This is a genomic window from Granulicella cerasi (genome assembly GCF_025685575.1).
GTDB classification, from domain to species: domain Bacteria; phylum Acidobacteriota; class Terriglobia; order Terriglobales; family Acidobacteriaceae; genus Granulicella; species Granulicella cerasi.
Map to the genome: position 1 here is coordinate 133,995 of NZ_JAGSYD010000002.1, position 24,381 is coordinate 158,375.

Annotated in this window: 26 protein-coding genes and 2 tRNA genes; 12 read left to right on the forward strand and 16 right to left on the reverse strand. The window is 61.8% G+C overall.

All coding sequences use genetic code 11. The features are described from left to right. Positions 1–25 precede the first annotated feature (25 nt). Positions 26–1,225: a glycosyltransferase gene (locus OHL11_RS06015; RefSeq protein ID WP_263370593.1), complete on the reverse strand. Its 1,200-nt coding sequence runs from the start codon at positions 1,223–1,225 to the stop codon at positions 26–28. Between the two features lie 91 nt (positions 1,226–1,316). Between OHL11_RS06015 and OHL11_RS06020 the strand changes: the two genes are divergently transcribed. Then, positions 1,317–2,375 carry a DUF3298 domain-containing protein gene (locus OHL11_RS06020; protein ID WP_263370594.1) on the forward strand — a complete coding sequence of 353 codons (1,059 nt, stop codon included), beginning with the start codon at positions 1,317–1,319 and terminating at the stop codon, positions 2,373–2,375. A gap of 120 nt (positions 2,376–2,495) precedes the next feature. On the opposite strand, the gene OHL11_RS06025 is transcribed toward OHL11_RS06020, so the two are convergent. Beyond that, positions 2,496–2,921 (reverse strand): MerR family transcriptional regulator, encoded by a 426-nt coding sequence (locus OHL11_RS06025; protein WP_263370595.1) that lies wholly within the window; start codon positions 2,919–2,921, stop codon positions 2,496–2,498. Positions 2,922–2,968: 47 nt separating this feature from the next. Here OHL11_RS06025 and OHL11_RS06030 point away from each other — a divergent pair, with 47 nt between their 5' ends. Then, positions 2,969–3,943: an SDR family NAD(P)-dependent oxidoreductase gene (locus tag OHL11_RS06030; RefSeq protein WP_263370596.1), complete on the forward strand. Its 975-nt coding sequence runs from the start codon at positions 2,969–2,971 to the stop codon at positions 3,941–3,943. A gap of 253 nt (positions 3,944–4,196) precedes the next feature. Here OHL11_RS06030 and OHL11_RS06035 read toward each other — a convergent pair whose 3' ends face one another. From OHL11_RS06035 to OHL11_RS06045, 3 genes are read right to left on the reverse strand one after another with little or no spacing between them, the layout of a single operon-like run. Further along, positions 4,197–4,511, reverse strand: a complete 315-nt coding sequence (locus tag OHL11_RS06035; protein WP_263370597.1) for a BrnT family toxin — start codon at positions 4,509–4,511, stop codon at positions 4,197–4,199. After that, a complete protein-coding gene (locus tag OHL11_RS06040; RefSeq protein ID WP_263370598.1) occupies positions 4,508–5,743 on the reverse strand; it encodes a J domain-containing protein in 1,236 nt (411 codons plus the stop codon). Before OHL11_RS06040 ends, OHL11_RS06035 begins: the two co-directional genes overlap by 4 nt. Positions 5,744–5,783: 40 nt before the next feature. Beyond that, positions 5,784–6,686: an Fpg/Nei family DNA glycosylase gene (locus OHL11_RS06045; protein ID WP_263370599.1), complete on the reverse strand. Its 903-nt coding sequence runs from the start codon at positions 6,684–6,686 to the stop codon at positions 5,784–5,786. Between the two features lie 65 nt (positions 6,687–6,751). Between OHL11_RS06045 and OHL11_RS06050 the strand changes: the two genes are divergently transcribed. After that, the gene (locus OHL11_RS06050) at positions 6,752–7,957 is read left to right on the forward strand and encodes an acyltransferase family protein (protein WP_263370600.1); all 1,206 of its coding nucleotides are present in this window, start codon (positions 6,752–6,754) and stop codon (positions 7,955–7,957) included. A 15-nt stretch (positions 7,958–7,972) separates the two neighbouring features. On the opposite strand, the gene OHL11_RS06055 is transcribed toward OHL11_RS06050, so the two are convergent. After that, positions 7,973–8,248 carry a hypothetical protein gene (locus OHL11_RS06055; RefSeq protein WP_263370601.1) on the reverse strand — a complete coding sequence of 92 codons (276 nt, stop codon included), beginning with the start codon at positions 8,246–8,248 and terminating at the stop codon, positions 7,973–7,975. A gap of 154 nt (positions 8,249–8,402) precedes the next feature. Beyond that, complete coding sequence (gene dnaK / locus OHL11_RS06060) at positions 8,403–10,307, reverse strand: molecular chaperone DnaK (protein WP_263370602.1); 1,905 nt, start codon at positions 10,305–10,307, stop codon at positions 8,403–8,405. A 193-nt stretch (positions 10,308–10,500) separates the two neighbouring features. Here dnaK and OHL11_RS06065 point away from each other — a divergent pair, with 193 nt between their 5' ends. The 7 genes from OHL11_RS06065 to OHL11_RS06095 all read left to right on the forward strand — a co-directional run bounded on the left by OHL11_RS06065 (position 10,501) and on the right by OHL11_RS06095 (position 15,520). Further along, positions 10,501–11,052 (forward strand): hypothetical protein, encoded by a 552-nt coding sequence (locus OHL11_RS06065; protein ID WP_263370603.1) that lies wholly within the window; start codon positions 10,501–10,503, stop codon positions 11,050–11,052. A gap of 55 nt (positions 11,053–11,107) precedes the next feature. Further along, positions 11,108–11,305, forward strand: coding sequence for a hypothetical protein (locus OHL11_RS06070; RefSeq protein ID WP_263370604.1), 198 nt, complete (start codon positions 11,108–11,110; stop codon positions 11,303–11,305). A gap of 149 nt (positions 11,306–11,454) precedes the next feature. After that, entirely contained in the window at positions 11,455–12,216 is a 762-nt protein-coding gene (locus tag OHL11_RS06075) for a hypothetical protein (protein ID WP_263370605.1), read from the forward strand. 183 nt (positions 12,217–12,399) lie between these two features. Next, complete coding sequence (locus tag OHL11_RS06080) at positions 12,400–13,212, forward strand: hypothetical protein (protein WP_263370606.1); 813 nt, start codon at positions 12,400–12,402, stop codon at positions 13,210–13,212. A gap of 95 nt (positions 13,213–13,307) precedes the next feature. Further along, a tRNA-Leu gene (locus OHL11_RS06085) sits at positions 13,308–13,390 on the forward strand. Positions 13,391–13,425: 35 nt separating this feature from the next. After that, on the forward strand, positions 13,426–13,743 hold the full coding sequence (locus OHL11_RS06090) for a DUF3467 domain-containing protein (RefSeq protein WP_263370607.1): 318 nt from the start codon (positions 13,426–13,428) through the stop codon (positions 13,741–13,743). 178 nt (positions 13,744–13,921) lie between these two features. Continuing rightward, positions 13,922–15,520, forward strand: a complete 1,599-nt coding sequence (locus OHL11_RS06095; protein WP_263370608.1) for an ArnT family glycosyltransferase — start codon at positions 13,922–13,924, stop codon at positions 15,518–15,520. Here OHL11_RS06095 and OHL11_RS06100 read toward each other — a convergent pair. The 6 genes from OHL11_RS06100 to OHL11_RS06125 all read right to left on the reverse strand — a co-directional run bounded on the left by OHL11_RS06100 (position 15,508) and on the right by OHL11_RS06125 (position 19,692). Next, positions 15,508–15,930: a GNAT family N-acetyltransferase gene (locus OHL11_RS06100; protein WP_263370609.1), complete on the reverse strand. Its 423-nt coding sequence runs from the start codon at positions 15,928–15,930 to the stop codon at positions 15,508–15,510. The two genes, OHL11_RS06095 and OHL11_RS06100, sit on opposite strands and share 13 nt — an antisense overlap. 65 nt (positions 15,931–15,995) lie before the next feature. Further along, positions 15,996–16,709 carry a FadR/GntR family transcriptional regulator gene (locus OHL11_RS06105; protein ID WP_263370610.1) on the reverse strand — a complete coding sequence of 238 codons (714 nt, stop codon included), beginning with the start codon at positions 16,707–16,709 and terminating at the stop codon, positions 15,996–15,998. A 273-nt stretch (positions 16,710–16,982) separates the two neighbouring features. Further along, a tRNA-Asn gene (locus OHL11_RS06110) sits at positions 16,983–17,057 on the reverse strand. Positions 17,058–17,167: 110 nt separating this feature from the next. Then, the gene (locus tag OHL11_RS06115) at positions 17,168–17,887 is read right to left on the reverse strand and encodes a CAP domain-containing protein (protein ID WP_263370611.1); all 720 of its coding nucleotides are present in this window, start codon (positions 17,885–17,887) and stop codon (positions 17,168–17,170) included. Between the two features lie 79 nt (positions 17,888–17,966). Further along, positions 17,967–18,902, reverse strand: a complete 936-nt coding sequence (locus tag OHL11_RS06120; RefSeq protein ID WP_263370612.1) for a GDP-L-fucose synthase family protein — start codon at positions 18,900–18,902, stop codon at positions 17,967–17,969. 16 nt (positions 18,903–18,918) lie between these two features. Further along, a complete protein-coding gene (locus OHL11_RS06125) occupies positions 18,919–19,692 on the reverse strand; it encodes a WecB/TagA/CpsF family glycosyltransferase (RefSeq protein WP_263370613.1) in 774 nt (257 codons plus the stop codon). Between the two features lie 384 nt (positions 19,693–20,076). On the opposite strand from OHL11_RS06125, the gene OHL11_RS06130 reads away from it, so the two are divergent. Both OHL11_RS06130 and OHL11_RS06135 read left to right on the forward strand, forming a co-directional pair. Then, positions 20,077–20,937 carry an ABC transporter permease gene (locus tag OHL11_RS06130; RefSeq protein ID WP_263370614.1) on the forward strand — a complete coding sequence of 287 codons (861 nt, stop codon included), beginning with the start codon at positions 20,077–20,079 and terminating at the stop codon, positions 20,935–20,937. A gap of 3 nt (positions 20,938–20,940) precedes the next feature. Beyond that, on the forward strand, positions 20,941–21,402 hold the full coding sequence (locus OHL11_RS06135) for a metallophosphoesterase family protein (protein WP_263370615.1): 462 nt from the start codon (positions 20,941–20,943) through the stop codon (positions 21,400–21,402). A gap of 138 nt (positions 21,403–21,540) precedes the next feature. Here OHL11_RS06135 and OHL11_RS06140 read toward each other — a convergent pair whose 3' ends face one another. From OHL11_RS06140 to trxA, 3 genes are all read right to left on the reverse strand, one after another. Then, positions 21,541–22,485, reverse strand: coding sequence for an ABC transporter permease (locus OHL11_RS06140; RefSeq protein ID WP_263370616.1), 945 nt, complete (start codon positions 22,483–22,485; stop codon positions 21,541–21,543). Continuing rightward, a complete protein-coding gene (locus OHL11_RS06145; protein ID WP_317890627.1) occupies positions 22,482–23,852 on the reverse strand; it encodes a hemolysin family protein in 1,371 nt (456 codons plus the stop codon). Before OHL11_RS06145 ends, OHL11_RS06140 begins: the two co-directional genes overlap by 4 nt. A 151-nt stretch (positions 23,853–24,003) precedes the next feature. Continuing rightward, the gene (gene trxA / locus OHL11_RS06150) at positions 24,004–24,336 is read right to left on the reverse strand and encodes a thioredoxin (protein ID WP_263370618.1); all 333 of its coding nucleotides are present in this window, start codon (positions 24,334–24,336) and stop codon (positions 24,004–24,006) included. Positions 24,337–24,381: the final 45 nt, after the last annotated feature.

Consider the following 24,381-nt stretch of genomic DNA (forward strand, 5'->3'; position numbering starts at 1 on the left):
TCCCTTACAACGAAGAACGTACAACTTACAACGACCCTTCGTCCTCCGGCGCTTCCACCTTGCCACCATCCTTGAGCTTGTAGATCTTCCCGCGATAGTAGAAATTCTCTCCACCATAGCTGCCCAGCCAAAGAATGCTGCCCAGCAAATCTCGCAGCGGATACATCAGCGTGTTCGGTAGCCAATCCTCATCGCCCATCACACCGAGCACCATTCCCGCCTGTAGCCAGCGATTCAACACCATGCCCAGCAGCCACAGCAGGCCGACCGCAGCATGTCCGCTGCAAAGGCCCCACAGCAGCCCGAGCACGCCGAACGGCATCGCAAACGTGAGCCCCGTGCCAAGATGTCCCCACGGACGCGAGCGGCGCGTGCTCTGCATCCAACGCAGCTGGTTGCGGAAGCTCAACCAGAACGGCGAGTCCTGCACCATCAGCCGGATCACGTGTGTGGCCATCTTCACGCCCTTGCCCTGCTCCGCCAGACGGTTGCCGATCACGAAGTCATCCGCGTAGAACTGCCCCAGCTCATCGAAGCCGCCCACGTCCTGAAAGCTCTGCCGACGCGTCACCATCGTCGCGCCCAGCGCAAACTTCGTGCCCTCGAGCATGATCGCGACCATGACGCCGCTCGTCATCTCTACGCTCTTGCCCACCGCATCCAGCCGCGACGAGAGCCCGGCATCCTCATGCGGTGTGCCGAGGTACACGCAGCTTGCCAGCGCCAGCTTCGGGTCCTTCAGGTTCTGCACGAGACGCAGCAGGTAGTCCTTCTTCACGCGCACATCGGCGTCGGCCGTGATGTAGTTGTCGTACCGCGCCACCGAGTCCAGCTTCGCCAGCGAGTACACCTTCGCGTTGTGAAACTTCGGCTGCGGCTCACCGCACGTAACGAAGCGCGCATTTACCTGCGGGTAGCGCTTGCCGACCTCGCGCGCCAGCATCAGGCCTTCGTCCGTCTCCTGCCGCGCGCAGAACAAAAGCTCCCACTCTCCGGGATACTCCTGCTCGAAGAACGTCTCGAGGTTCCGCTCCATGCCCTCTTCGGTGCCATGTAGCGGCTTCAGCACGCTCACCGGCGGCGTGAACGTCGGCGGCTCTGCGGAGTCCTTGCGGCGACGCGCGCCAAACAACCCCGCAGCGATGAGGACCATCACGCAATAGATGGACGAGGTGACCGTGCCCAGCATCGCCACCCAAAACAGAATTCGCAGAAGAATGTGCATGTAAATAAAGGTCGCAGCTCACAACAAATCCGTTGCAACAGCGTCTCTCCAGTGTAATCTCTGGATCGACTTCAGTCGGGGTCCAAACACCATGCGTTCGCCGCTCCTCGCCCTCAGCCTCGCCGCCCTCACACTTCCAGCCTTCGCCGCCAGCTTCGACTGCAAGCTCGCCAAAACGCCCCGCGAGAAGACCATCTGCGCTTCTTCCGAGCTTTCGAAAGCCGACTCCGACCTCGCAGCCAAGTACAAAGCGCTGCGAGCCGAGCTCAGCCCGGCCGCCGCCATGGGGGTGCAGTCCGACCAGCGCGCATGGCTCGCCTACCTCGACAAAGCCTGCTCCCCCACGCTGCGCGCCGAGCGCAGGAACACCACCGACTGTCTCGTCGGCGAGTACAACACCCGCAACGACGACCTCGGCGCTATAAAACTCTCGAGTGGCCAATTGATCTACACGCGCGCCACCAATCTCGCACTGCCCAGCAAGGACGCCGACGATCCCTTCCATGTCGACCCCGGAGTGGGCATCGGCAACTATGCGTGGCCACAGATCGATAAACCCGACACCTCGCAAGCAGCCTTCAACAGTGCTGCCACCACCTACGTCATCGCGGGCAACGACACCAGCGATCATCCTCATCCGAAGACGCTCCGCGAAGGCACCGACCTACACGTGTCGCAGCAAGTGACCTGGGCGCTTGGCCCCACGAACGATCACTGGACGACCATTTACTTCGAACGTTTCTTCATGGCTTACGGCGGCGCACACCCCGAGACCTTCGACACCAGTTTCATCTGGAACAACGAAGCAGGACGCCAGTTGCAATCGAGCGATGTCTTCGACGACGCCAAAGGCTGGAAGACGAAACTCCCCGCAGCGATCAACGCGAAGCTCCACGCCGACTCCGACCGCGGTCCCTACCTCTCCGATAAAGAGTGGCTCGCCAAGGGCATCGTCTCCGGCCTCGCGAATACGCACGAGTGGACGCTCGACTCGCACGGCTTGACGATCACCTTTGGTCAGTATGAAGTCGCCGCTTACGCCGCGGGAATGCCCGAAGTGCACTTCACCTGGCAGGAACTCAAACCCTACCTCAGCGCTAACTTCGACCGGACCAAGCTTCCCGCTCCATACCCACGCGCGAACGACTAGCGTCCACCCAGCGGGTGCCCCATGTCTCGCTGAGACGTGGGGCAGCAGGTGCTCAACGGGAAGTATCGGGATCTCAGAAACTCCATCTTGCGCCTTAGCGGACGGATGGGAAGCGACGCTCTAAACGGACTTCTTCTTCGCCGACTTCACAGCCACCACCTTCGGCGGCTGCGGCACCGCCACCACACGACGCACCGGCACCAACCCCGCCTGTGCATTCGCGCTCTGCTGCATGCGAGTCATCATTTCCGTGCGCACAAAGCCGACGAACTCCTGCATCTGCCGGTTCATTTCTTCCATGCGCTCGCGCATCTGCAACACCACGCCGATACCCGCGATGTTCACGCCTAAATCGCGCGCCAGGTTCAGGATGAACTCCAGCCGCACAAGATCTTCGTCGGTGTAGAGGCGCGTGTTACCGTCCGAACGCGAAGGCCGCAACAGCCCCTCGCGCTCATACAGGCGCAGGGTCTGCGGGTGAATGTCGTACATCTCGCTAACCGCCGAGATCATATACGCGCCTTTGGCTTTGCGACGTGTTGCCATCGACGCAAGGATACCGCGTCCCGCGCCAAACGTGCATCCAAAGGAACATGTCCGGATTCCCGAAGAACGCCTGCAGCAGTCTTTGCCAGACCACCGGCTTCGTCGTCGGAGCCGCAGCCGCACTCGCAGCCACGTGCTTTGCCGTCGGCAAACTCACCGAAGAGCCCGTGCCAGACAACGCCGTAGTCGTCGTCACCGGAGGCTCACGCGGCCTGGGCTACGCCATCGCTTCGCGCTTCGCACAGAAGCCCGTCCGGCTCGTGCTGGCTTCGCGCAAACGTGATGAGCTTGAAGAGGCGCAGAACAAACTGCTCGCCGCGCACCCTCACCTGCAACCCGCAGACTTCTACCTGGTCGACGTCGATCTGTCTGAGCGCGCGGGATGCGAGCGGCTAGTCGACGAAACCATTGCTCGCTTTGGGCGTATCGACGTGCTCGTGAACAACGCCGGCATCATCGAGGTCGGTCCCGTCGAGGCGCTCACGCTCGAGAGCTTCGAGCAAGCCATGAGCGTCAACTTTTTCGCCGCGCTTTACACCACCTGGGCGGCGCTTCCACACATGATGCGCCAGCAGCCCATTTCCGGCAAACGCCGCGCCGCGATCGTGAACATTGCCTCGATCGGCGGCAAATTCGCTGTGCCGCACATGCTGCCTTACTCGGCGGCGAAGTTTGCGCTCGTCGGTTTCTCAGAGGGTCTGCACGCAGAGCTCCGCGCGAAAGGCGTCCGCGTCACCACCGTCTGCCCCGGCCTCATGCGCACGGGCGGCGAAGCTCATGCCAAGTTCGTTGGCAATGTGGACGCAGAGAAGAAGTGGTTTGACTTTGCCGCGAAAACACCCGGCGTCGCTACCACCGCAGAGCACGCCGCACGCAGGATCTACTCGGCCGTAGTCAGCGGACGCGCTGAGATCACCATCACTCCGCAAGCCTGGCTTGGGGCCCGCTTCGCCGGCGTCTTCCCCGAGACCCTGCAATGGATGAACGCGCTTGCGAATGAGTACGCTCTACCGCAGTATTAGTGGACGGCGACAAAGAGGGGAGGCCACGGTGGCCGCCCCTCTTTGTTTGCAGTACTTTTAACTCGCTTTCGGAAGATCGACCTTTTTCTCTGCGATGATCTTCCGCAGCGCATCGTTGACCGCCTTCGAGTCCGAGAAAACCTTCTTCACGTCGTCATCTAGCGATACAAGGTTCATCTCGGAGAACTCCTGCACGAAAGGGTTCTTGACCCACTTCCGTTCCGAAAGATCGATATGATCTGGAACTTCATAATCATCTTCCCAACTGCCGTTCATAGGCTCTCCTTTCGTCCGGTTCCGCGCGACGCGCACTCACGATCCGAATTTTATCGCCGCGGACAACATGGACGACGAACAGCGTCCGCTGCTGCAGCGAATAACCAACGACAGTGTACCGCTCCTCGTCGATGGAGTGGTCTCCATCCGCAGAGAACAGAGCCTCATGATCGAAGAAGACCGTCGCAGCTTCCGTAAAGCGCACGCCGTGTTTGATCGCGTTCCGTAAAGCTTTCAGCCGGTCCCATTCGAACGTCTGCCCTAGCCACTCGTAGAGTTCATCATCCCTCATGCTCCCGCGAAGATCTCCTCGCGCGGGTCCTGCGGGTTCAGCTTCTCCAGCTCCCGCAGAATCTCCTTCGAGCGCTCGTCCTGCACCTTCGGCACGACGACCTTGATCTCCACGATCTGGTCTCCGCGTTGACCTTCGCGCGTGGCGCTCGGCACACCTTTTTCGCGCATCCGGAGCTTCTGTCCGGTCTGCGTTCCCTGTGGAATCTTCAGCGTCGACCGTCCCGGCTGATGGCCTTCGCCATCAATCGTCGGCACATCAATCTTCGCGCCAAGAGCCGCTTCCGTCACCGTCACCGGAACCACAATGTGCAGGTCATCGCCTGCGCGCTGGAACAGCTTGTGCGCGCCTACGCGGATGATCAGATACAGATCGCCCGCTGGCGCTCCCTCCGTGCCTGCGTTGCCCTTGCCTGCCAGACGAATGCGCTGACCATCGCGCGTGCCCGCCTTGATGCGGAACTCCAGCGGCTGCTTGCGCGTCACCACCCCCGCGCCCGAGCACGTCGAGCACTGGTGCTGCACCTTGCCCGATCCGCCGCAACGCGGGCACTGGATGTTGAACTTCATCCGTCCGCCCATCTGCGTCACCTGACCGGAGCCGTGGCACTCACCGCACTCACGCGCACCGCCTGTCACGGCGCGACCCTTGCACGTCGGGCACTGCTCCTGTCGCTGAATCTCCAGCTTCGTCACGCCGCCGCGAATCGCCGTCCAAAAGTCGACCTCGACCTGATACTCGAGGTCCGTTCCGGGCTGCGGGCCACGCGGAGAACGTCCGCCGCCACCGCCGTTGAACATGCCGCTGAAGATATCGCGGAAGCTCCCGCCGAACCCCTCACCACCGCGCTGCTGCTGCGCTCCGCCGCCGCCAAAGCCCGAGAAATCAAAGCCGCCGAAATCAAACGGCACGCCCTGCCCCTGCGCTCCGCCACCAAAACCGCTCGCGCCCGGAGCACCGCCACCGCGCGCATACGCTTCCGCAGCAGCCGGGTCGATGTTGTCCGAGTAAAAGCCAAGCTGATCGTAGATCTTGCGCTTCTTGTCATCGCTCAGAACGTCGTTCGCCTCAGCGATCTCCTTGAACTTCTCCTCGGAGACCTTGTCGCCAGGATTCACGTCCGGGTGATATTTGCGCGCCAGCTTCTTGAACGCTTTGCGAATCTCATCCGCGCTTGCCGTCTTCTTTACGCCCAGCGCGCCGTAATAGTCCTTCTGTTGTGTCGTTGCCATGGTCTCTGTCCAACTTACTCTACAAATCTATCGGCTTGCGCTACGCTTTGTTCTCTTCCGCCTGACATACAGGACACCAGAAGAGATTTCGCCCCGCAAAGCCCTCCATCTTCATGACCTTCGTGCCACAGATCCGGCACGGCAGCCCGTTGCGCCGATACACATAGTGCGCGTCCTCGGCGGCGATCACGCCACCTCCGCGCCTCGGCCTGTCCTTCGCCAGCGTCGTCACGATGCGGCGATCCACCATGCCCGCCTGCATCAGCGGACCGGCGTCCTTCCACATCTTCCTCAGCACCGCGTCGGAAACATCCTTGCCCGCAGTGAAAGGACTCTGCCGCGCGCGAAACAGCAACTCCGCGCGATAGATGTTGCCGATGCCCGCAAACACGTCCTGCTCCATCAGCAACTGCCCGATCGCCTTCTTGCTCTTCCTCACCTTCGCAAAGCCGCGCTCGGGATCATCCTGGTTCAACGGATCCGGCCCCAGCCGCTCGGTCAACTGCTGCCACTTCTCGTTCGTGTAGACCGAGCAATCCGTAGGCCCACGCAGCTCCACCCACGCCACCTGCTCCGGATCGAGATGCCCGGTCCCATCATCGGACGAATACCAACCATGCCGCTTGCTCGCGCCCGGCACGGCAGGCTGCTTCACCTTCGCCGCACTCCACATCCTCATGCGCAACGCGCCGCGCACCGCCGGCAATGGCCCCGAGCCTTCGGTGAAGTCTCCCTGCAACCCAAGATGCACATGCAGAATGCGGTCCTTGCCGAAGTCATAGCCGAGGTGCTTGCCTACCGCGAGCACTCGCTCCAGCTTGCGTCCATCAAAGACGTCCGAGTCTGTGAACCGACCCTGCGGGCCGTCCATCCGTACAGGCTTACCCGCAAACGCCGCCTCGTGCCTTGCGGCCCAGCGGTGTATTCCATTTCCTTCAGGCATCGTGATCCTTCACTTGTCTTCTGAAACACTGCGCGTTGGACATCATGCTAGTCTGGTTTCTCATTATGCGCAGAATCCCAGAGTTAGATGGCCTTCGCGCCATTGCGATCCTTCTCGTGATCGGCTGCCACTACGCTCCTATCGCCAACTCGCTAGGACGGTGGCCAGCATTCGGTTGGGTCGGCGTCGACCTCTTCTTCGCGCTTTCGGGATACCTCATCACCACCATCCTCCTCGGTATGCGCCACAAGCCGCAGCCCTACCGTACGTTCTATGCGCGACGTTTCGCGCGCATCTTCCCACCGTACTTCGCCGTCATCGCGTTCATCACAGCCCTTTCCGTCGGGCGTCACCTTGACGTGCTGAACCTGCGAGAAGTATTCAAGCAAGTCTTCTTCCTCGAAGCCTTCTCGCCCTCGCGTGACCTGCCTCTGCTCGCATCGCTGCTACATCCCGTCCGTACCATTCAGCAACTGCCGCCGCTCATGACGGGGGCTCATCATCTGCACGCAGCCATCCCCGGACTACCGCCTGCAATGGGAGCGGTGCCAGGCATCTTCTGGTCGCTCTCCATCGAAGAGTATTTCTACGTCGTATGGGCGCCCATCGCACTACGCTTCCGTCGCAGCGGCATCGTGATCGCAGGCATCTGCATCTGCCTGCTCTCCATCTTCTTCCGCTGGCAACACCCCGCCGTAAGCTCGTACTTCGGCATGTTCACACACTTCGATGGACTCATCTACGGCTCGTTTCTCGCGCTTCTGCTGGAGCACTGGCGTAAGCAGGACCTGCTGCAAAAGAAGCAGGTCGCACTCAGTCTCATCGGCGTTGCGGCAGTTGCAGTGCTTGCCGTCGTGCTTTACCTCATCCATCCCATCGCAGGTATGGAAGTCCGCGAATCACCACTCTTTCTCGTCTTCGGACTCACCGCTCTGGATATCGCCTGCGCCGCGCTCGTGGGGGTGCTCGTCGTGAAAGCCGAGTCGCCGTGGTGGTTGAGCCGTGTGCTCAACTCGTATCCATTCCAGTACCTCGGTACCATCAGCTACACGCTGTATCTCGTGCACATCATCGCGGCCTGGTTCATCTACGAAGGACTCTCCCGCTCCCTGCACATTCACCACTATGGCTGGCTGGAAGTCATCGCATCCTTCGTGCTGGCCGTCGCGCTCGCGCGCGCCTCCTGGCACTTCGTGGAAAAGCCGGTCCTGCGTTGGAAGGACCGACGGTTCCCCTCGGCGCCTCATCCGAGGGAGCCCGCCCTCAACTAGAGGGACGAGCGTCGTCTAATTCCAGACGGCGCTCGCCTTGATGGCTTCCACACTGAACATCTGGTCCGGCTCTGCCTGCTTCATCTTTTCGGCGAACGCCTCAGCCTCCTGCTGCGTGCCGAAAAGCGTGCGGTTGTAGAGCAGACCCGCGCGCGTTGCGTCGCAGCGCCACAGCAATTCGCTGAAATGCGAGTGAGCGTTACCGAACTCCCAGCGCAAAGTGCTCTCCAGAACCTCGTCCCTACCGTTGTTGTTCTCCTGCGTGTTCATCGCGACCCAGCCTTTCTGCACCTCGTCCGCTCTCCACAAGCGGACCCGTTCCGGTACTACTTTCTTCAGACCCACTTCCTGCGTAAACGATGCGTCACCGCTGACGACAAGAGGAGAGCTTCACCGTACGAAGCTCTCCTCTCACCTATACGCAGTCCTGCTGTAGACAGTTCCCTTACTTCTGGTCGTTGTCCACATACTCTGCGTCGATGACGCCTTCGTCCTTCTTCGGCTCTTCCGCCGGAGCAGCCGCTCCAGCTTCGTTCGCCGCAGCTCCGGCCTTATACACGGCCTCGGCCAGCTTGTGGCTTGCGGTCGTCAGGCGTTCGCGGGCAGCGTCCATTTCGGTCGCGCTTGCGCTCTCGTTTGCGAGCGTGGACTTCGCGTCCGCGAGGGCAGTTTCTACCTCGCTCTTGTCCGCTGCCGCTACCTTGTCGCCAGACTCGTTCAGCATCTTCTCGACGTTGTAGACCATCGAATCGAGCTGGTTCTTCGCCTCGATCTTGTCCTTCGCTTCCTTGTCCTCGGCAGCGTGAGCTTCGGCTTCCTTCGCCATGCGCTCGACCTCTTCCTTCGACAAGCCCGAAGAGCTCGTGATCGTGATCTTAGCGTCCTTACCCGTAGCGTTGTCCTTCGCGCTTACGTTCAGGATGCCGTTCGCGTCGATGTCAAACGTCACCTCGATCTGCGGCACGCCACGCGGAGCCGGCATGATGCCGCCCAGCTTGAACTTGCCCAGCGTACGGTTGCCGTTTGCCATCGGGCGCTCGCCCTGCATCACGTGAACCTCAACTTCGGTCTGGCTATCAGCCGCCGTCGAGAACGTCTCCGACTTCTTCGTCGGGATCGTCGTGTTGCGCGGGATCATCGCCGTAGCCACGCCGCCCATCGTTTCAATCGACAGCGTCAGCGGGGTCACGTCGAGCAGCAGCAGGTCCTTCACATCGCCAGCAAGTACGCCAGCCTGAACCGCTGCACCGATCGCCACCACCTCATCCGGGTTCACACCCTTATGCGGTTCCTTGCCGAACAGGTCCTTCACAAGCTTCTGGATCGCCGGCATACGCGTCTGGCCGCCCACGAGAACGACTTCGTCAATCTTCGAAGCGTCCACGCCTGCATCCTTCAGCGCCTGCTTGCACGGTCCAACCGACTTCTCGAGCAGATCAGCTACGAGCTGCTCCAGCTTCGCGCGGCTCAGCGTGCGAACCAGGTGCTTCGGACCCGAAGCGTCTGCCGTAATGAACGGCAGGTTGATCTCGGTCTCCTGCGCGGTCGAAAGCTCGATCTTGGCGCGCTCCGCAGCATCCTTCAGGCGCTGCAGTGCCATCTCGTTGCCCTTCGAACCGAGGTCGAGACCCGACTCGTTCTTGAACTCCGAAATCAGCCACTCCACGATGCGCTGGTCGAGGTTGTCGCCGCCCAGGTGCGTGTCACCGTTGGTCGCTTTCACTTCGATCACGCCTTCGCCCACTTCGAGCACCGAGACGTCGAACGTACCGCCACCGAAGTCATACACCACGATGGTTTCGTCCTTACCCTTGTCAAGACCGTAAGCCAGAGCAGCAGCCGTCGGCTCGTTCACGATGCGCTTCACATCGAGACCAGCGATCTTGCCCGCATCCTTGGTCGCCTGACGCTGCGCGTCGTTGAAGTACGCCGGAACCGTGATGACAGCTTCCGTCACCGACTGGCCAAGGTAGTCCTCAGCGGCCTTCTTCAACTTCTGCAGAATCATCGCCGAAACTTCGGGCGCGGTGTACTCCTTACCCTGCGCGACGATCGCGACGTTGTCGCCCGACGGCACCACCTTGTAGGGCACCATCTTCATTTCATCGTTCACTTCGTTCTGGCGACGGCCCATGAAGCGCTTCACGGAGTAAATCGTGTTCTCCGGGTTCGTGATCGCCTGACGCTTTGCCACCTGGCCCACCAGACGCTCGCCGCCCTTGGTGAATGCCACGATCGACGGCGTAGTACGACCGCCTTCTTCGTTCGCGATCACCTTCGGCTCGCCGCCTTCCATCACGGCGACGCAGCTGTTCGTGGTTCCCAGATCGATACCAATAATCTTTGCCATTTGTCGTTATCCCCTGCTGGCCGCTTCCCGAAGCCAGCTATATGACCTCTCCAGTCTCACATGTGAGTGAGTTACTGTCAACTCTTTTGATGTACTAGATCACTAAAGGTTGCAGGCCCGGTCCTTATTGTCTTTCGATGACTCCTGTGGCAACCTGAAGCCCACCTCCATGCGCCTATTTCTCAGGTTTTCAGTGGCATCGTTTCTCTGCGCCGCGCTTTCCGCAGCCCACGCACAAACGCCTGACGCCCGCGAACTACTCAAGCAGGCCAGCGTCCACGCCGCAGACTCCACCGCGCCGGAGCAATCATTCACCTACACGATCCTGCATCGCGACCTGAACTATATCAAAGGCAAGCTCACCGCCGACCACACCTATACGAGCGAGCAGATTTTCATCGGCGGCCTGCCCTACATCCGACGACTGGAAATCGACGGCCAGCCGCTCATCGGCAAAGCGCTCGAACGCGAAAACGCTCTCTACGATCAGGCCGTAAAGGAGCGCACCGGCCTGAACGAGGCAGAACGTAGTCGTCGCAATCCACCCAAACACAGCGCGAGCGTTCAGTCGCTTAGCCTTGAGGAAGAACTCACAAACTTCAAGATCGAGATCGCCGGCCATGAGCAAGTCAGCGGCACGGAGTGCACAGTCCTCGACCTCACCCCGCTCCTCGGCGACGGCTCCGGCCAATCTCCAACGTCACATCCGGCTCTCAGTCGACGCCAACCACCACATTCTTCGTAACTGGACACAGTTCCTCGCCGACATCGGACCCTTCAGCAAAGACACGATCTCCGCAATGCGATTCGCGCCGATAGAAGGAACGCTCCTCCCCGTCGAATCCACCTTTGACACAACCGTGACCGCGCACACGACGTTTCGCACCTTCGTCGTCCACCTCATCGGCACGGACACCTACTCCAACTACCGCCGCTTCCGCTCCAGCGCGAAGATCGTGGACACCACAGACCTGCCCGCCCCCGAGAAGCACCCATGAAACTGGCCTTGACAGAAGACTCCGAGGGCTACGGTATACTTCGGCCACCCATGAGAGTTGCCCGAGCTTTGCTCCAAGCTTCAGCTTGCCTATGGATCGCAATATCTGTAGGGTGCGGCCAGGGCCGCGTCCCGCCTGACGGCGGCCCGGTGACCTATGAGTCATCTCCAAACCTGCCCGGCGGGGCCTGGTCGATCGAAGGCCGCGACGCCAATGGCGGCTACAACGTCGCGCCCATCGGCGGCTTCTACGGCGCGCTCAGCGCCAACGGCACCACCGTTCGCGGCAGCTTCGACATCGCCAGCAGTGATCTGACAAATCCTTATGGAACCGCAGCCTGCCTGAATAACGTTCCCGGTAACCTCGGCGGTGCGCTCGTCGACATGACCGGCACCTCCTCCAACGGAACCCTCACGCTCGACGGCGACTTCGCCTCCAGCCACGTCCACATCGTCGGCACGCTCTCGGCAGACCGGCAATCCATCACCAACGGCTCCTTCGTCGTCACCGGCAAATGCGCGACCACCTCGCCCGGGCTATGGGGCCAGTGGAATGCTCCTCTCACCGGCACTTACGCGGGAAGCTTTATCGACGCCAACGGAGCCACGCACGAGGTCTCTGCTCAGATAGCACAGGCCAACTACTACATCCACGGCGGCTTCATCCCGTTGTCCGGCACCCTTACCTTCAAAGTCGCCGGTTGCCAATCCACCGGCCCACTCGATGGCGAATTGGCTGGCTATCTCAGCACGATCCAAGGCATCTTCAGTAGCGACTACATCCATCAGGCGCTCCTTCTCGCTGATGACAGTCAGGATGGAAAGATCATCGACGACATCGATTGGAGCTACAGCTCGTCTTCGTGCGGCACCTTTAGCGGCTCCCCGCCAGCACAGCTTGTGAAGCAGTAGCGACCTGACCTCCATCCGAGAAACAGCTCTGAAGTTTTCTTTCGATCCTGCCGAAGAAGACTCCAGCCGGGGGCATGGATGACCCCGCGCGGGGGATGCCATCCCCTATCCGTAACTGCCATGATGACCTCGTTCCACCAAACATCTCGGACCTGACAAGGTCCCTCGGGCCCCGGAGCTTCCATGCGTCTCAGCAACCTCTCGTCCTGCGCGAAAGCCTGCGCTACCCTCCTTGCATCCACCGCCATCCTGTTCGCCGGTTGCAACGGCGCCATGACCTCCACCGCGACCAACGCCAAGGCGATCACGGTCACCGGCAACTGGCAGATCACCGCCGCAACATCGAACGCCACGCTCCCCGCACTCTCGGGCGAGCTCACCGGCACCTCGACCTCGATGACCGGCATCTTCCACTCGAACGCCGCCTCGGCCTGCGTATCGCCGAAGGACGCCTTCACGGTCAGCGGCTCGGCCGACGCCGACAACAAGGTCACGCTGACCGGCGCTGTCGCTGGCGGCACCCTGACCATCACCGGCGCGCTCGCCGCCGATGGCAAGTCGATCACCAACGCCGCCTACAGCGTCTCTGGCGGAAGCTGCTCGCTGGCCTCCGTCAGCGCAACAGCGCAGAGCTACGCCTCGGTCACCGGCACCTACACCGGTAAGTTCTACGACAAGGACTCGGCCACGCTCCCCGTCCTGCAGATGACCGCGACGCTCACGCAGTCGCCAGCCTCCGACACCAACGGCAACTTCACGCTCACCGGCTCGGCAAACCTCGGTCAGAACCCCTGCTTCACCTCACCGACCGCTGTCTCGAGCGCCATCGTCACCGGCGGCAGCTTCACCATGACCTACACAGACCTCATCATCGGTAACTCTGTCACGGCCAGCGGTACCTTCTCCACCGACGGCAAGACGCTCACCATCACCAACTGGGTGCTCAATGGCACCTGCGGCACCGACTCCGGCACCGGCGTCATGACCCAGCAGTAAAAACTTCACCCCACTCAGGAGGATCGCCGCGGAGCATCTTGCTTCGCGGCGTTCGCTTTTCCGCCCCAACCCTTGTTACCCTTGTTCCACAATCTGCGGGAGTGGTGAAATGGCAGACACGCAGGTCTTAGAAGCCTGTGCCCTAGGCGTGAGGGTTCGAGTCCCTCCTCCCGCACCAAGAGTTTCCTCAGCAGATCAGCAGAAAGAAGTCTCATGAGCCAGACCATCACGCAGCCGGACAACACCCGCATCGTTCTCGACAAGACCCCCGACTACCGCGACTCCTACGCCAACAGCGTGCAGGTGCGCCTCTCCATCTGGGACTTCCGTTTGATCTTCGGCACGCTCGACCAGACCGCCGCCGACGAAGTCAACATCGAGAACTTCCAGGGCATCTACCTCAGCCCGCAGCAGGCCAAGGCCCTGCACTCGATCCTCGGCCAGAACATCCAGCAGTACGAGCAGAGCTTCGGCGAAATCTCGCTGGACGCCCCGCAGGCTCCGCGCCCGAACACCTCGAACTTCAACTAAACCCCACCCAGCCGAGCCCGGGTCTGCGTCCAGCAGCCCGGGCTTCGCTCTACCCGCAACTCAAAACTCGAAACCCACAACTCGAATCAAACTCACAGCTGACAGCTCGAAGCTCGATCCAAACTTGAAGCTGATAGCTGTAAGCTGATCCTCCAAACACCCGCCCGAAATCAAAACCTTGACCACCGACCTCGCCCCCAGCCAAGCCCCTTTCCGCGCCTTCACCCCAGTCCGCCGGGCTTGTGACCGGCTCGCGCAGCTTCCAAGCTGGGCAATCTGGCTCTTCCTCTGGGCGATCGTCGCCGTCAGTCATCTGACGCTGCTCCACCTGCCGTACTACTGGGACGAGGGCGGCTACTACGTCCCCGCCGCGCTGGACTTCTTCCACCGCTGGACGCTCATCCCCGAGTTCACCAACGCGCACCCGCCGCTGCCGAACGTCGTCCTCGGCCTGCTCTGGCACCTCACCGGCTATCACATCCTCGCAACCCGGCTCTGCGCCGCGGCCTTCGCCGCCGCCGGACTCACCGCCGTCTTTCGCATCGGCCAACGCCTCCTCAGTCCCTCTGCAGGAGTCGCCCTTACAGCCCTTGTCGCGGTCTACCCCATCTGGTTCGCGCAATCGACGCTCGCGCACGCCGACATCTTCGCCGCCGCGTTCACCCTCTGGGCTTTCGCCTTCTACTTCGAGACCATCGGGTGCCAGCCGCTCCCGAAGCTCCTCGCCATCGCCGCGCTTTTCTCGCTCGCCGCGCTCAGCAAGGAAACCGCGATCGTCGAACCCGCTGCCCTCGCCGCGCTGGAACTCTACCTGCTCGCCCGGACCAACCGCGGTTGCCCCCGCCGCTTCGGCGCCCTCAGTTTTCCGGTCATCCCTCTGCTCGGCTGGTACGCCTACCACCACCACAAGACAGGCTTCACCTTCGGCAACCCCGAATACCTGCGCTACAACGCCACCGCGAACTTCACTCTGCAGCACGTCTCCGAGGCGCTCCGCTACCGCTTCGTCCACCTGACCTGGCAGCGCAATCTGTGGATCCCGCTCGTCTTCGCCGTGGCAGCCTTCCTGCTCACGCGCGCCGTCGCCCCAAAGCGCACGCTCACCCAACCGATCTTCGTCACGATCGGCGTCCTGTACATCGCAAACTGGCTCGCATTCTCCATCCTTGGCGGAGCGCTGCTTACGCGCTACCTCCTGCCCGTCTATCCGCTTATCCTGCTGGTCTGCATCGACTGCTGGCGCCGCCGTACGGAATGGTGGCCCCTGCTGGCCGGGCTGGTCTTCGCAGCCTTTGCTTCTGCGCTTTGGATAAACCCTGCAGTATCATTCGCTCCCGAGGATAACCTCACGTATCGGGACATGATTCGCGTTCACGAAGATGCGGCACATTTCGTCGAGCAGCATTACCCCAACGCCACTGTGCTGACCGCCTGGCCGGTGGCCGCAGATCTCTTCCGCCCCGACCTCGGCTACGTTTCCCAACGCATCAAGGTGACCTCGGTCGAGAACTTCTCGCGGCCGGAGATCCAGAAGGCCGCACAACGTCCGGGCGATTTCGATACCGCCGTCGTCTTCACCACGCACTTCATGTCGCCCGCCCTGCAACGATATCTGGCAGAACATCCCGGCAGCTCTCGTGGACGTGAGTTCGACCAGGACCGCGACCTGACCCCACAGGAAATTGCTCGTATGCTGGGCGGCGAGATTGTGTGGCAGGAAGAGATGGACGGCGAGTGGGCCGTGGTTCTGCGCTTCGCGCGCCGCTACGACGCCTGAGCCGGATCGAGCCGCTTGCGGTAGACGAAGGCATCGAGCCCCTCGCCGTAAAACGCCTCTTCCGTATGGGAGCGCTCGAATCCAAGCCGCTCATAAAACCGGATCGCGTCCTCGTTTCCCGTGAAGACATGGAGCAGCATCGCGGCGCAGCCTGTCGAGGCGAGCTCCGCCTCGTGCATGAGCCGTGCTGCCAGCCCTAGCCGACGCCAGTCCGGCGCGACATCGAGCGTTACGACATAGCTGACGTTCGTCCCGCCCATCTTTTCGAGATGCACGATAACGAACCCAGCCAGGACGCCTTCCGCCTCCGCGATCACGACCCGGGCACGGCGGGCCTCGGCGAAACGACGCATCGACGACCGCGAAAAGCGGAACTCCGGCGTAAAGCAGACCTCATCCAAAGCAAACATTGCCTCGAAATCGCCCGGGGCATAGGACCGAAAGCTCATTGAATGGAGCGATTTAAGCGGCAAAGCTAAACCGAAGCATCCACTGCGTCCAGCTCTTCGGACAGCGGGACATCGCTCTCCGCCAAGTGCTGCTCGACGTTCTGTAGATGCCGACGCATCGCCTTGCGTGCGTCGTTAGGATTGCGTGCCTGGATCGCGGCAAAGATGTCTTCGTGGTCGCGCAGGGCCTCCGCCTGGTAGCCCTCCATACGCGCCCTCTGACTCAGCCGGTGATACATCGGCGAGAACATCCCCGCCCATAGGCCGTCGACGATCGACGCCAACACCGAGTTCTTCGCGGCTTCCCCGATCGCGACATGAAATGCACGGTCATTTGCTTGTGCGTTGATCTTGCCTGCCACCAGCTCCCGCATCTCGCGCAGCGCCAACTCGACCCGCTCCAGATCCGCAGCAGAGGCGTACAGCGCCGCATCGGCGGCAATCTCTCCTTCGATCAGGATCCGCGCCCGCAGGAGTTCAAACGGCCCGGGGCCGGAGTCCAGCACCAGGGACATCGGATTTACGTTCTTGCGAACGTAAGCTCCCGACCCCGATCGAATCTCCAGTTCGCCTGCAATTTCGAGCGCGACCATCGCTTCGCGGATCGTCGGCCGGCTCACGCCACACACCTTCGCCAAGTCGATCTCGCCGGGCAGTCGGTCCCCCGGCTGAAGCCCGTTTTCCGCGATATAGCGCGAAATGCGCGCGGCGATTTCCTGATATCTACGCTGGGTCTTCACTTCCGTGCTCGGCTCCTGTGCAGCCTATCCTACAGCGTTCCGCACTTTCCGCGCGAGCTTCCTGTAAGGCAGGTCCGTTCACCAAGGTCCGCTTCAATCTCGCTCTGTGGAAAAACCTACCACTGCGAGGAAAGAGAAGCAGAGCTATCGACGGTAAATGTCAACGAATGAAGTTTATACGCCTGAAACCTCAACCACAACAGCAAGTGGATCATGCTTCCACAATGAGCGGAAATCACGACCAGAGACTGCCAGATTTGTATTTGGAGAGGATGGCTCCTCAGGTAGGACTCGAACCTACAACCCTTCGATTAACAGTCGAATGCTCTGCCATTGAGCTACTGAGGATCGCGCTTGGAACGCTGCAACCGGTCGGTTGCTCCTTCATTTTTATAACACAAACTGCTTTCCACAGTGAGGCCTGCGGCGCATTTTCCGGTGGAGATTCTTCACCGGCGCTAAGGGTACAGGAGCACGGCCACTTGAAACGCCGTAAATGCGCCATTTCCCCTCGCTGCGCACGCACCGATTGCTGCCTGCTTATACTTGCCGGTCTTCAGCTTGCTGGTGAGCTGCTCCGGCAGCTGCGTGAGGTTTGAGGACGTAAAGCGCATCACGAACCACGGCATCCGGTCGCCGACGTAGCCGCTCTCCCGGGCGCAGGTCGCACGCGCGTCGGTCGCGTCATCCGCCATGAGCATCCCCGGCGCCCAGTGATGTACAAGCGCGCCTACCTGCTGTTCCTGCTCGTCCAGCGACAAGCCCGCGACGGAACGGTCGAAGTCTTCCACTGCGTACAGCTCGCCGTCGCGCGCGAGCACGCGGATCGCCACCGAGTCCACCGTGCGGTCGAGGATGTTGTCGCGATGATGCGGCGAATTCATCCAGGCGTCATGGATGCGGACGGCGGTCGGTGCCATCGCGACGTTCTCGGCGATGGTCGAAAAGTGCGCTCCGACAAGCTGCCCGCGAGCGGCCAGGTCGGACTCGCCGGTAAATTGATGCGAGATCGCACGATGCTCGGCCATCTGGCGCGCATGCATCTCGGCAGCGCGATACAGCTGGTCGTCCCACCGCAGTTCGGGCAGCCCACGCTGGATGCGCTCAGCGTTCACCGCGGCGAAGAGGTAGCGCTCAGAGACCGTTCCCTGCGCCGCACAGACCGACGCCCAGCTCATGACTGCCGCAAGTACAACCAGACCCCACGCACCGCATCGCTTCATATCCGTAAAGACCCGGCCCCTCGCAAAAAGCTGCTCACGCCGTGAGACGCGTTTTCATGGCGCGATAGGTTCGAGCCAATCCATCCTCCAACGTCGTTCGCGGATGCCAGCCTGTCGCATTGAGGCGGCTGGAGTCCAGCAACTTGCGCAACGCGCCTTCAGGCTTGGAAGCATCGAACCGCAGTTCGCCCGCGAATCCTGCCGCGCGACAAGCGGCGATAGCCAGCTCGCGAATCGAGTGATCGTGCCCCGCCCCGACGTTCACCAGAGGCGTCAGCCCCGCGAACTCCTCCTCGGGCAGGCAGAGCAAATGCAGGCAGGCCTCCGCCAAATCATCGGCAAAGAGCAGTTCGCGCCGCGCGTTCCCTGTTCCCCAAACTTCGATGTGCCCTTGCCCCGCGAGACGGGCTTCATGCGCCTTGCGCAGCAGGCTGGCGAGCACCTGCGCGCGGCCGGGCTCGAAGTGGTCCTGCTCGCCGTAGAGATTGCACGGCGCCACGGCGAGGAACCGCGGTCCGAGCCGCCGACACTCTTCGATCCCGGCGATCTTCGCCAGCGCATACGGCTCGACGGAGGGCTCTAAAGGTCCGGAACCGAGCGCGGCCTCGGCGATGGGGTTCTCCGCATCGCGCGGATAGATCGCCGCGGACGCCAGAAAGATCAGCCGCTCAATGCCCACGGCCTCAGCCGCAGAAAGGACCGAACGCTGTATCGCCACATTGGTTTCGTAGAACTCTGCAGGCGAGGCCAGCATCGCTCCGATGCCGCCAACCCTGGCCGCCGCCAGCAGAACAATCTCAGGCCGTTCAGTCGCGAAGAACCGTCTCGTAGCTTCGGCATCGCAGAGGTCCAGCTCCGCATGAGTCCGCGTGATCAGACATCGGCAGCCGGCAGACGCAAGGATTCGCAGGAGCGCCGAGCCAACCAGCCCCTGGTGTCCTGCAATGTAGATGCGTTTGTGTTCGAGCAAGCGGCGTCCGGCGAGACTACTGCGGCTCGGGGAGCCGGTCGCGGTAGCGCAGCATCAGGCCGAAGAGCTTCCGCGCGGCCCAGTAGCGCGGAACGAAGCGCTTCGGGTTGTCGAGCGAGCGGAAAAGCCAGCCCATGTAGAACTTATCCGCCCACATGGGAATGTGGACCTGATCGCCGCTGAGGAACGCGATCGCTGCACCGATGCAGTGGATGCTCGGCAGATAGCTGAGGTTCTGCTTCAGGTACAGTCCGAGCCGCTCCTGCGTTCCGCCGCCCACGGCGATCACGATGTGCTTCGGCTTCGTGCGTTCGATCAGCTCCAGCAGGGGCTTGTCTTCGATCTCTTTGCCGTACATCGGCGCGAGGACAACGTGCTCGTCCGGAATATGAATGCCACGCTCGCGCAGGTAAGCAAGGTTGCGGTCGGCGCTTTCACGACCGGGCATGATCCACATCATGTTGCCAGGGCGTGAGGCTTCGCGACGATCCAGCAACTGCACCAGATATTCAAGCCCCGAGACCCGGTGGATCTTACGCCCGCGGCCGACGAGGTTCCAAACGAGCACCATGAATGCCGAGTCGGTGATCGCGAGGTCCGCACCGAGCAGTGCTTCGCGATAGCCGGGATTCGACTGAATGTCTTTGAGGGCCGGAGCTGCAGGAACGACCAGCAAGCCGCCACGGCTGCTGATGTAATTCACCGCTTCATTCGCTGTGCCATGAAAGAAGTCCACGCCTAAGATCGTGGTGAACTTCGCCTTATCCGATTCACGCTGCCATTTGACCACGACTCGACGCTCCTAATTTCCGCTGCGAGCGCCAAAGGCCATCTCGTGTTTCACGCGGAAGTTGGTAGTCTCGAGTCCGTTCGTAAGGGACGGAGTGGAACTCAGGCAATCGAGAGTGACATGGTACGGACGCGAGCCTGCTGAGAGCCTCGTGAGTTGCTGACGCCGCGCCGGATGTCTATACCATCTAACACCAAGCGACGGCTCACTGCCAATCCCAATCTGCTCACGCGCCTGCCCCATTCATGCTCCACACTGTTCAGTTTCAGGCCCGGTTGATCTTTTTACTAATAACTGCAGCGTAGAGGCGGCATTTGGGTGCGTCAACACACGAAAGGTTGTAGACCCGGCATCATCGCTCGCTATGATGAAGCCAAGGCATTCATGCAACACGATTCGAACAACAAACTCGTAAGCTGGCTTTTGAGATATCCATTAGCGTTAATAGGTTGCCTGTTACTGGCGATCATCTCGCTGGCTGCGCTGGTCGGCCCTCTCCTCGTACACCATGATCCTGCGCAGATTGACCTCGTCGCGCGGCTGCAGACGCCCTCCGCCCTCCACTGGTTCGGCACCGACGAGCTCGGTCGTGATGTGCTCTCCCGAACCCTGTGGGGCGCGCGAATCTCGCTCTGCGTGGCAACGGCCGTCGTGCTGCTCTCGCTGGCCGTCGGGATCGTCATGGGTTCCATCGCAGGCTTTTACGGTGGCATCGCTGACACCGCGATCAACCTCTACCTGTCGAACGCCTTTCTCGCATTGCCGGGTATCTTGCTCGCCGTGGCGTTTGTGGCTTTCCTCGGGCCGTCGCTCGTGAACGTTGTCCTCGCGCTCGCGCTGTCGGGATGGGTGAACTACGCGCGCCTCGTCCGCGCGCAGGTGCTGCACATGAAAGACCGCGAGTTCGTGCAGGCCGCGCGCTCGCTGGGCGCGTCGGACGCGCGTCTTCTGCTGCGCCACATCCTGCCCAACATCGCCCAACCGCTCATCGTGCAGGCCGCAGTTGGCATGGCCGGAGCCATCCTCGCGGAAGCGACGCTCAGCTTCCTTGGCCTCGGTGTGCAGCCACCCACGGCTACCTGGGGCGCAATGCTCAACGACGCCCGCTCGCACCTCTTTGAGTCGCCGTATCTGGTCGCCTTCCCTGCGGCGGCGGTCGCGCTCTGCGTTCTCAGCTTCAACCTCATCGGCGATGGACTCCGCGATGCGCTTGACCCGCGCTCGCGCCTTCGCGAAGGGCTCTAGCTTATGCGCATCGCGGTCGTCTCCGACACCCATGGTCTACAGCGCGAAGAGCTCCTGCCGGCCCTTGCTGGCGCCGAGTACATCCTGCACGCGGGCGACGTCGGCGACAACCGTATCCTTGACGCGCTGCGGAAGATCGCGCCGGTCACAGCGATCCGCGGCAACGTAGACCTCTACGGCGATATGGCACTGCTGCCCGCGACCGAAGCCCTTGAGCTTGGCGGTCACTTCATCTACATGCTGCACTCGGTGCATGACCTCGACCTGAAGCCGGAGGCAGCAGGCTTCTCTGTCGTGCTCAGCGGCCACTCGCACAAACCCGGCGTCGAAACGCGCAACGGCGTGATGTACCTGAATCCCGGCTCCTGCGGCCCGCGCCGTTTCTCACTGCCGGTCACCTTCGCGTGGCTCGTCCTCGAACCCGGGCAATCCCCACACGCCGAGATCGTAGACCTTCTGAAATAGCAGGAACCGGTTGCCCCATGTCTCGCTGCTGAGGCGTGGGTCCGCTTTCATGCGCCCAGGTAGTTGGAGCCGTTGTCCTCCCGCACACATCTGCGCATGAGAGCAGCGCGGTGGGACAGACGGCGCGGGTGGAGCGCTCTACTTCCGCATCCGCGGATCGGCCAGCGCGTACACAGCATCCGTCAGCAGATTCACGAGCACATACGTTAGCCCGATCGCCAGTATGCAACCCTGCACCAGCGCGTAATCGCGGTTCGAGATCGCCGACAGCGTCAGGCGCCCCAGTCCCGGCCAGCCAAAGATCGTCTCCGTGACAATCGCGCCCGCGAGCAGCGAGCCGAACTGCAGGCCCATCACCGTCAGCACCGGGTTCAGCGCATTGCGCAGCGCGTGGCGATACACCACCGCGCTTTCGCTCAACCCCTTCGCGCGCGCTGTGCGGATGTAGTCCTGGCTCAGTTCCTCGAGCATCGACGTCCGCACCATACGCATGAGGATCGCCGCCAACCCCAGCCCGAGCGTCACCGCGGGCAGCACCAGGTGCGCGAGGAAACTTCCTACACCTACGCCCGCGCCCGACACCGGCAACCATCCCAGCCCGATCGAAAACACCAGGATCAGCACCGGCCCCAGCGCAAAGTTCGGAAAGCTCAAGCCAAACAAACTCGCTACACCGAGCGAGCGATCCGTCCACGTATTCTTGCGCCGTGCCGCTGCCACACCCGCAGGAATCGCCACCAATGCGCCAAGAATCATCGCCGCCACCGTCAGCGCGAGCGTATACGGATAGCGTTGCAGGATCAGGTGTAACACCGAGTCATGCAAGCGGAGCGATTGCCCGAAGTCTGCGCGCGCCACTCCGCGCCAGTAATGCGTGTACTGCAGCCACAACGGCTGATCAAAGCCATACTGATGACGCAGATGATCGATATCACTCGCCGTCGCACCGTCGCCCAGCATCTGCGCGATGGGATCACCCGGCACGAGGTGGATCAGCAGAAACACCACCGACACCACCACCCACAACACAGGCAACGTCACCACTACACGCTTCAACGCCAACCAACCAGCACTACGCTTCACTCAGCAACAACCTCTTCCGTCGCGTTGGCCTCGTCCACAGGCTGCGCCACCGGCACCACTCGCACATGCGCAATGCGGTTGCCATCCATCTCCGTCACAATGAAGCGCCGCCCTTCGGCCACGGCACTCTCGCCTACCTCGGGAATGTGTCCGAGCTGCATCAGGATCAAGCCGGCGACCGTCTCCACACCCGCCGCACGCGGCAGCTTCCAGCGGAGCTGCGTCACGAGATCCCGCAGGCTCACCGAGCCTTCCAGATCGATCGTCGCACCCTCCGGCAGCGGAGAAAGCTGACGCCCCACATCGAACTCGTCCTCGAGCTCCCCGACGATCTGCTCAAGCACATCTTCGGCTGTCACCAGTCCGAGCGTGGAGCCAAACTCATCCACCACGATCGCCATCTGCCGACGGCGTTCGCGGAACTCCTCGAGCATCTCCACAGCGAGCTTCGTCTCCGGCACCACCAGCGCCTCGCGCATCACCTGGCGGAGCGTCATGCCGCTCGCGCTGCGCGTTCCGGCGAGCGCGCGGAAGTGCATCAGTCGCGCCACATCCTTCTCATGCACGATGCCAATGATGTGGTCGCGGCCCTCGGTGGGGTCATAGACCGGCACGCGCGAGTGCTGCTCGTCCACCATACGGCTGCTCGCCGCTTCGAGCGGCATATCCGCGGGCAGCGAGAAGATCTTGCCGCGCGGCGTCATGATCTCGCTCACGGCCACATGATTCAGCTCGATCGCGCGATGAATCATCGCCTCCTGCACCTCGGGCAACTGACCGCTGCGGCGGCTCGCCGAAGCCATCAGCTTCAGCTCCTCCGGCGAATGCGCGGCGGACTCACCTTGCAGCGGCGCACGGAAGATCTTCAGCACACCCGCAGCCGAGGCGTTCATCACCTTCACCGCCGGGCGCGTCATGCGGATGAAGACCTCCATCGGCCCGGCCACGGCGAGCGCGATGCGCTCTGCACGCTGCAGCGCCAGCGACTTCGGCACCAGTTCGCCCAGCAGCACTTCGAAGTACGTGATGATCGCAAACGCGACGACGGCGGCCAGCGAATGCGCATAAAGCAAGGTGTGATGGCTTGCAAAGCCCCAGCGATGCATCACCGCGACGAGCGCGTCGGCGATCGCAGGCTCGCCCAGGCCACCCAGCGCCAGGCTCGCCAGCGTAACGCCGAACTGCACGGCGGGCAGAAACTCGTCGATGTTGTGTTTGAGCGCAAGAACGGTGCGCGCGCCGGGCCGGTTTTGCGCAATCATCTGCTCAATGCGCGTCTCGCGCACGCTGATCAACGCAAACTCCGCAGCCACAAAGAAGCTGTTCGCCAAAATGAAGAAGGCGATCAGGCTCCCGTGAACAAGCATCCACTCCAGCATCGGTATCTAAGCCTAGCAAAGATAGAGATCAGAAATCAGAGATTAGAGATCATCACCCGCCAATCTCTTATCTCTGGTCTCCCGCACTTCAAGCAAAAAGGCCCCGCCGCAGCGAGGCCTCTTGCAACGTCAAACCGACTTACGCGATCACGCGTCCGAGGGCCTGGTCGATGGTGTCCTTGGGAACGTAGCCCACAACCTGCTCCGCTACCTTGCCGTCTTTGAAGATCAGCAGCGCGGGAATGCCGCGGATGCCATAACGGCCGGGCGTCTGGTTGTTCTTGTCGACGTCCATCTTCATCACCTTCAGCTTGCCCTGGTTCTCAGCAGCAACCTGGTCCACCACCGGAGCCAGTGCACGGCAAGGACCGCACCATGCAGCCCAGAAGTCCACCAGAACCGGAGTCGACGACTGCAGTACCTGCGACTCAAACTCCGCGTCGGTTACATCGTGAACAAACTCGTTTGCCATTGCCCTTCATCTCCTCGCCGGCGGCCTTTGCCGCGGGCTCTAAAT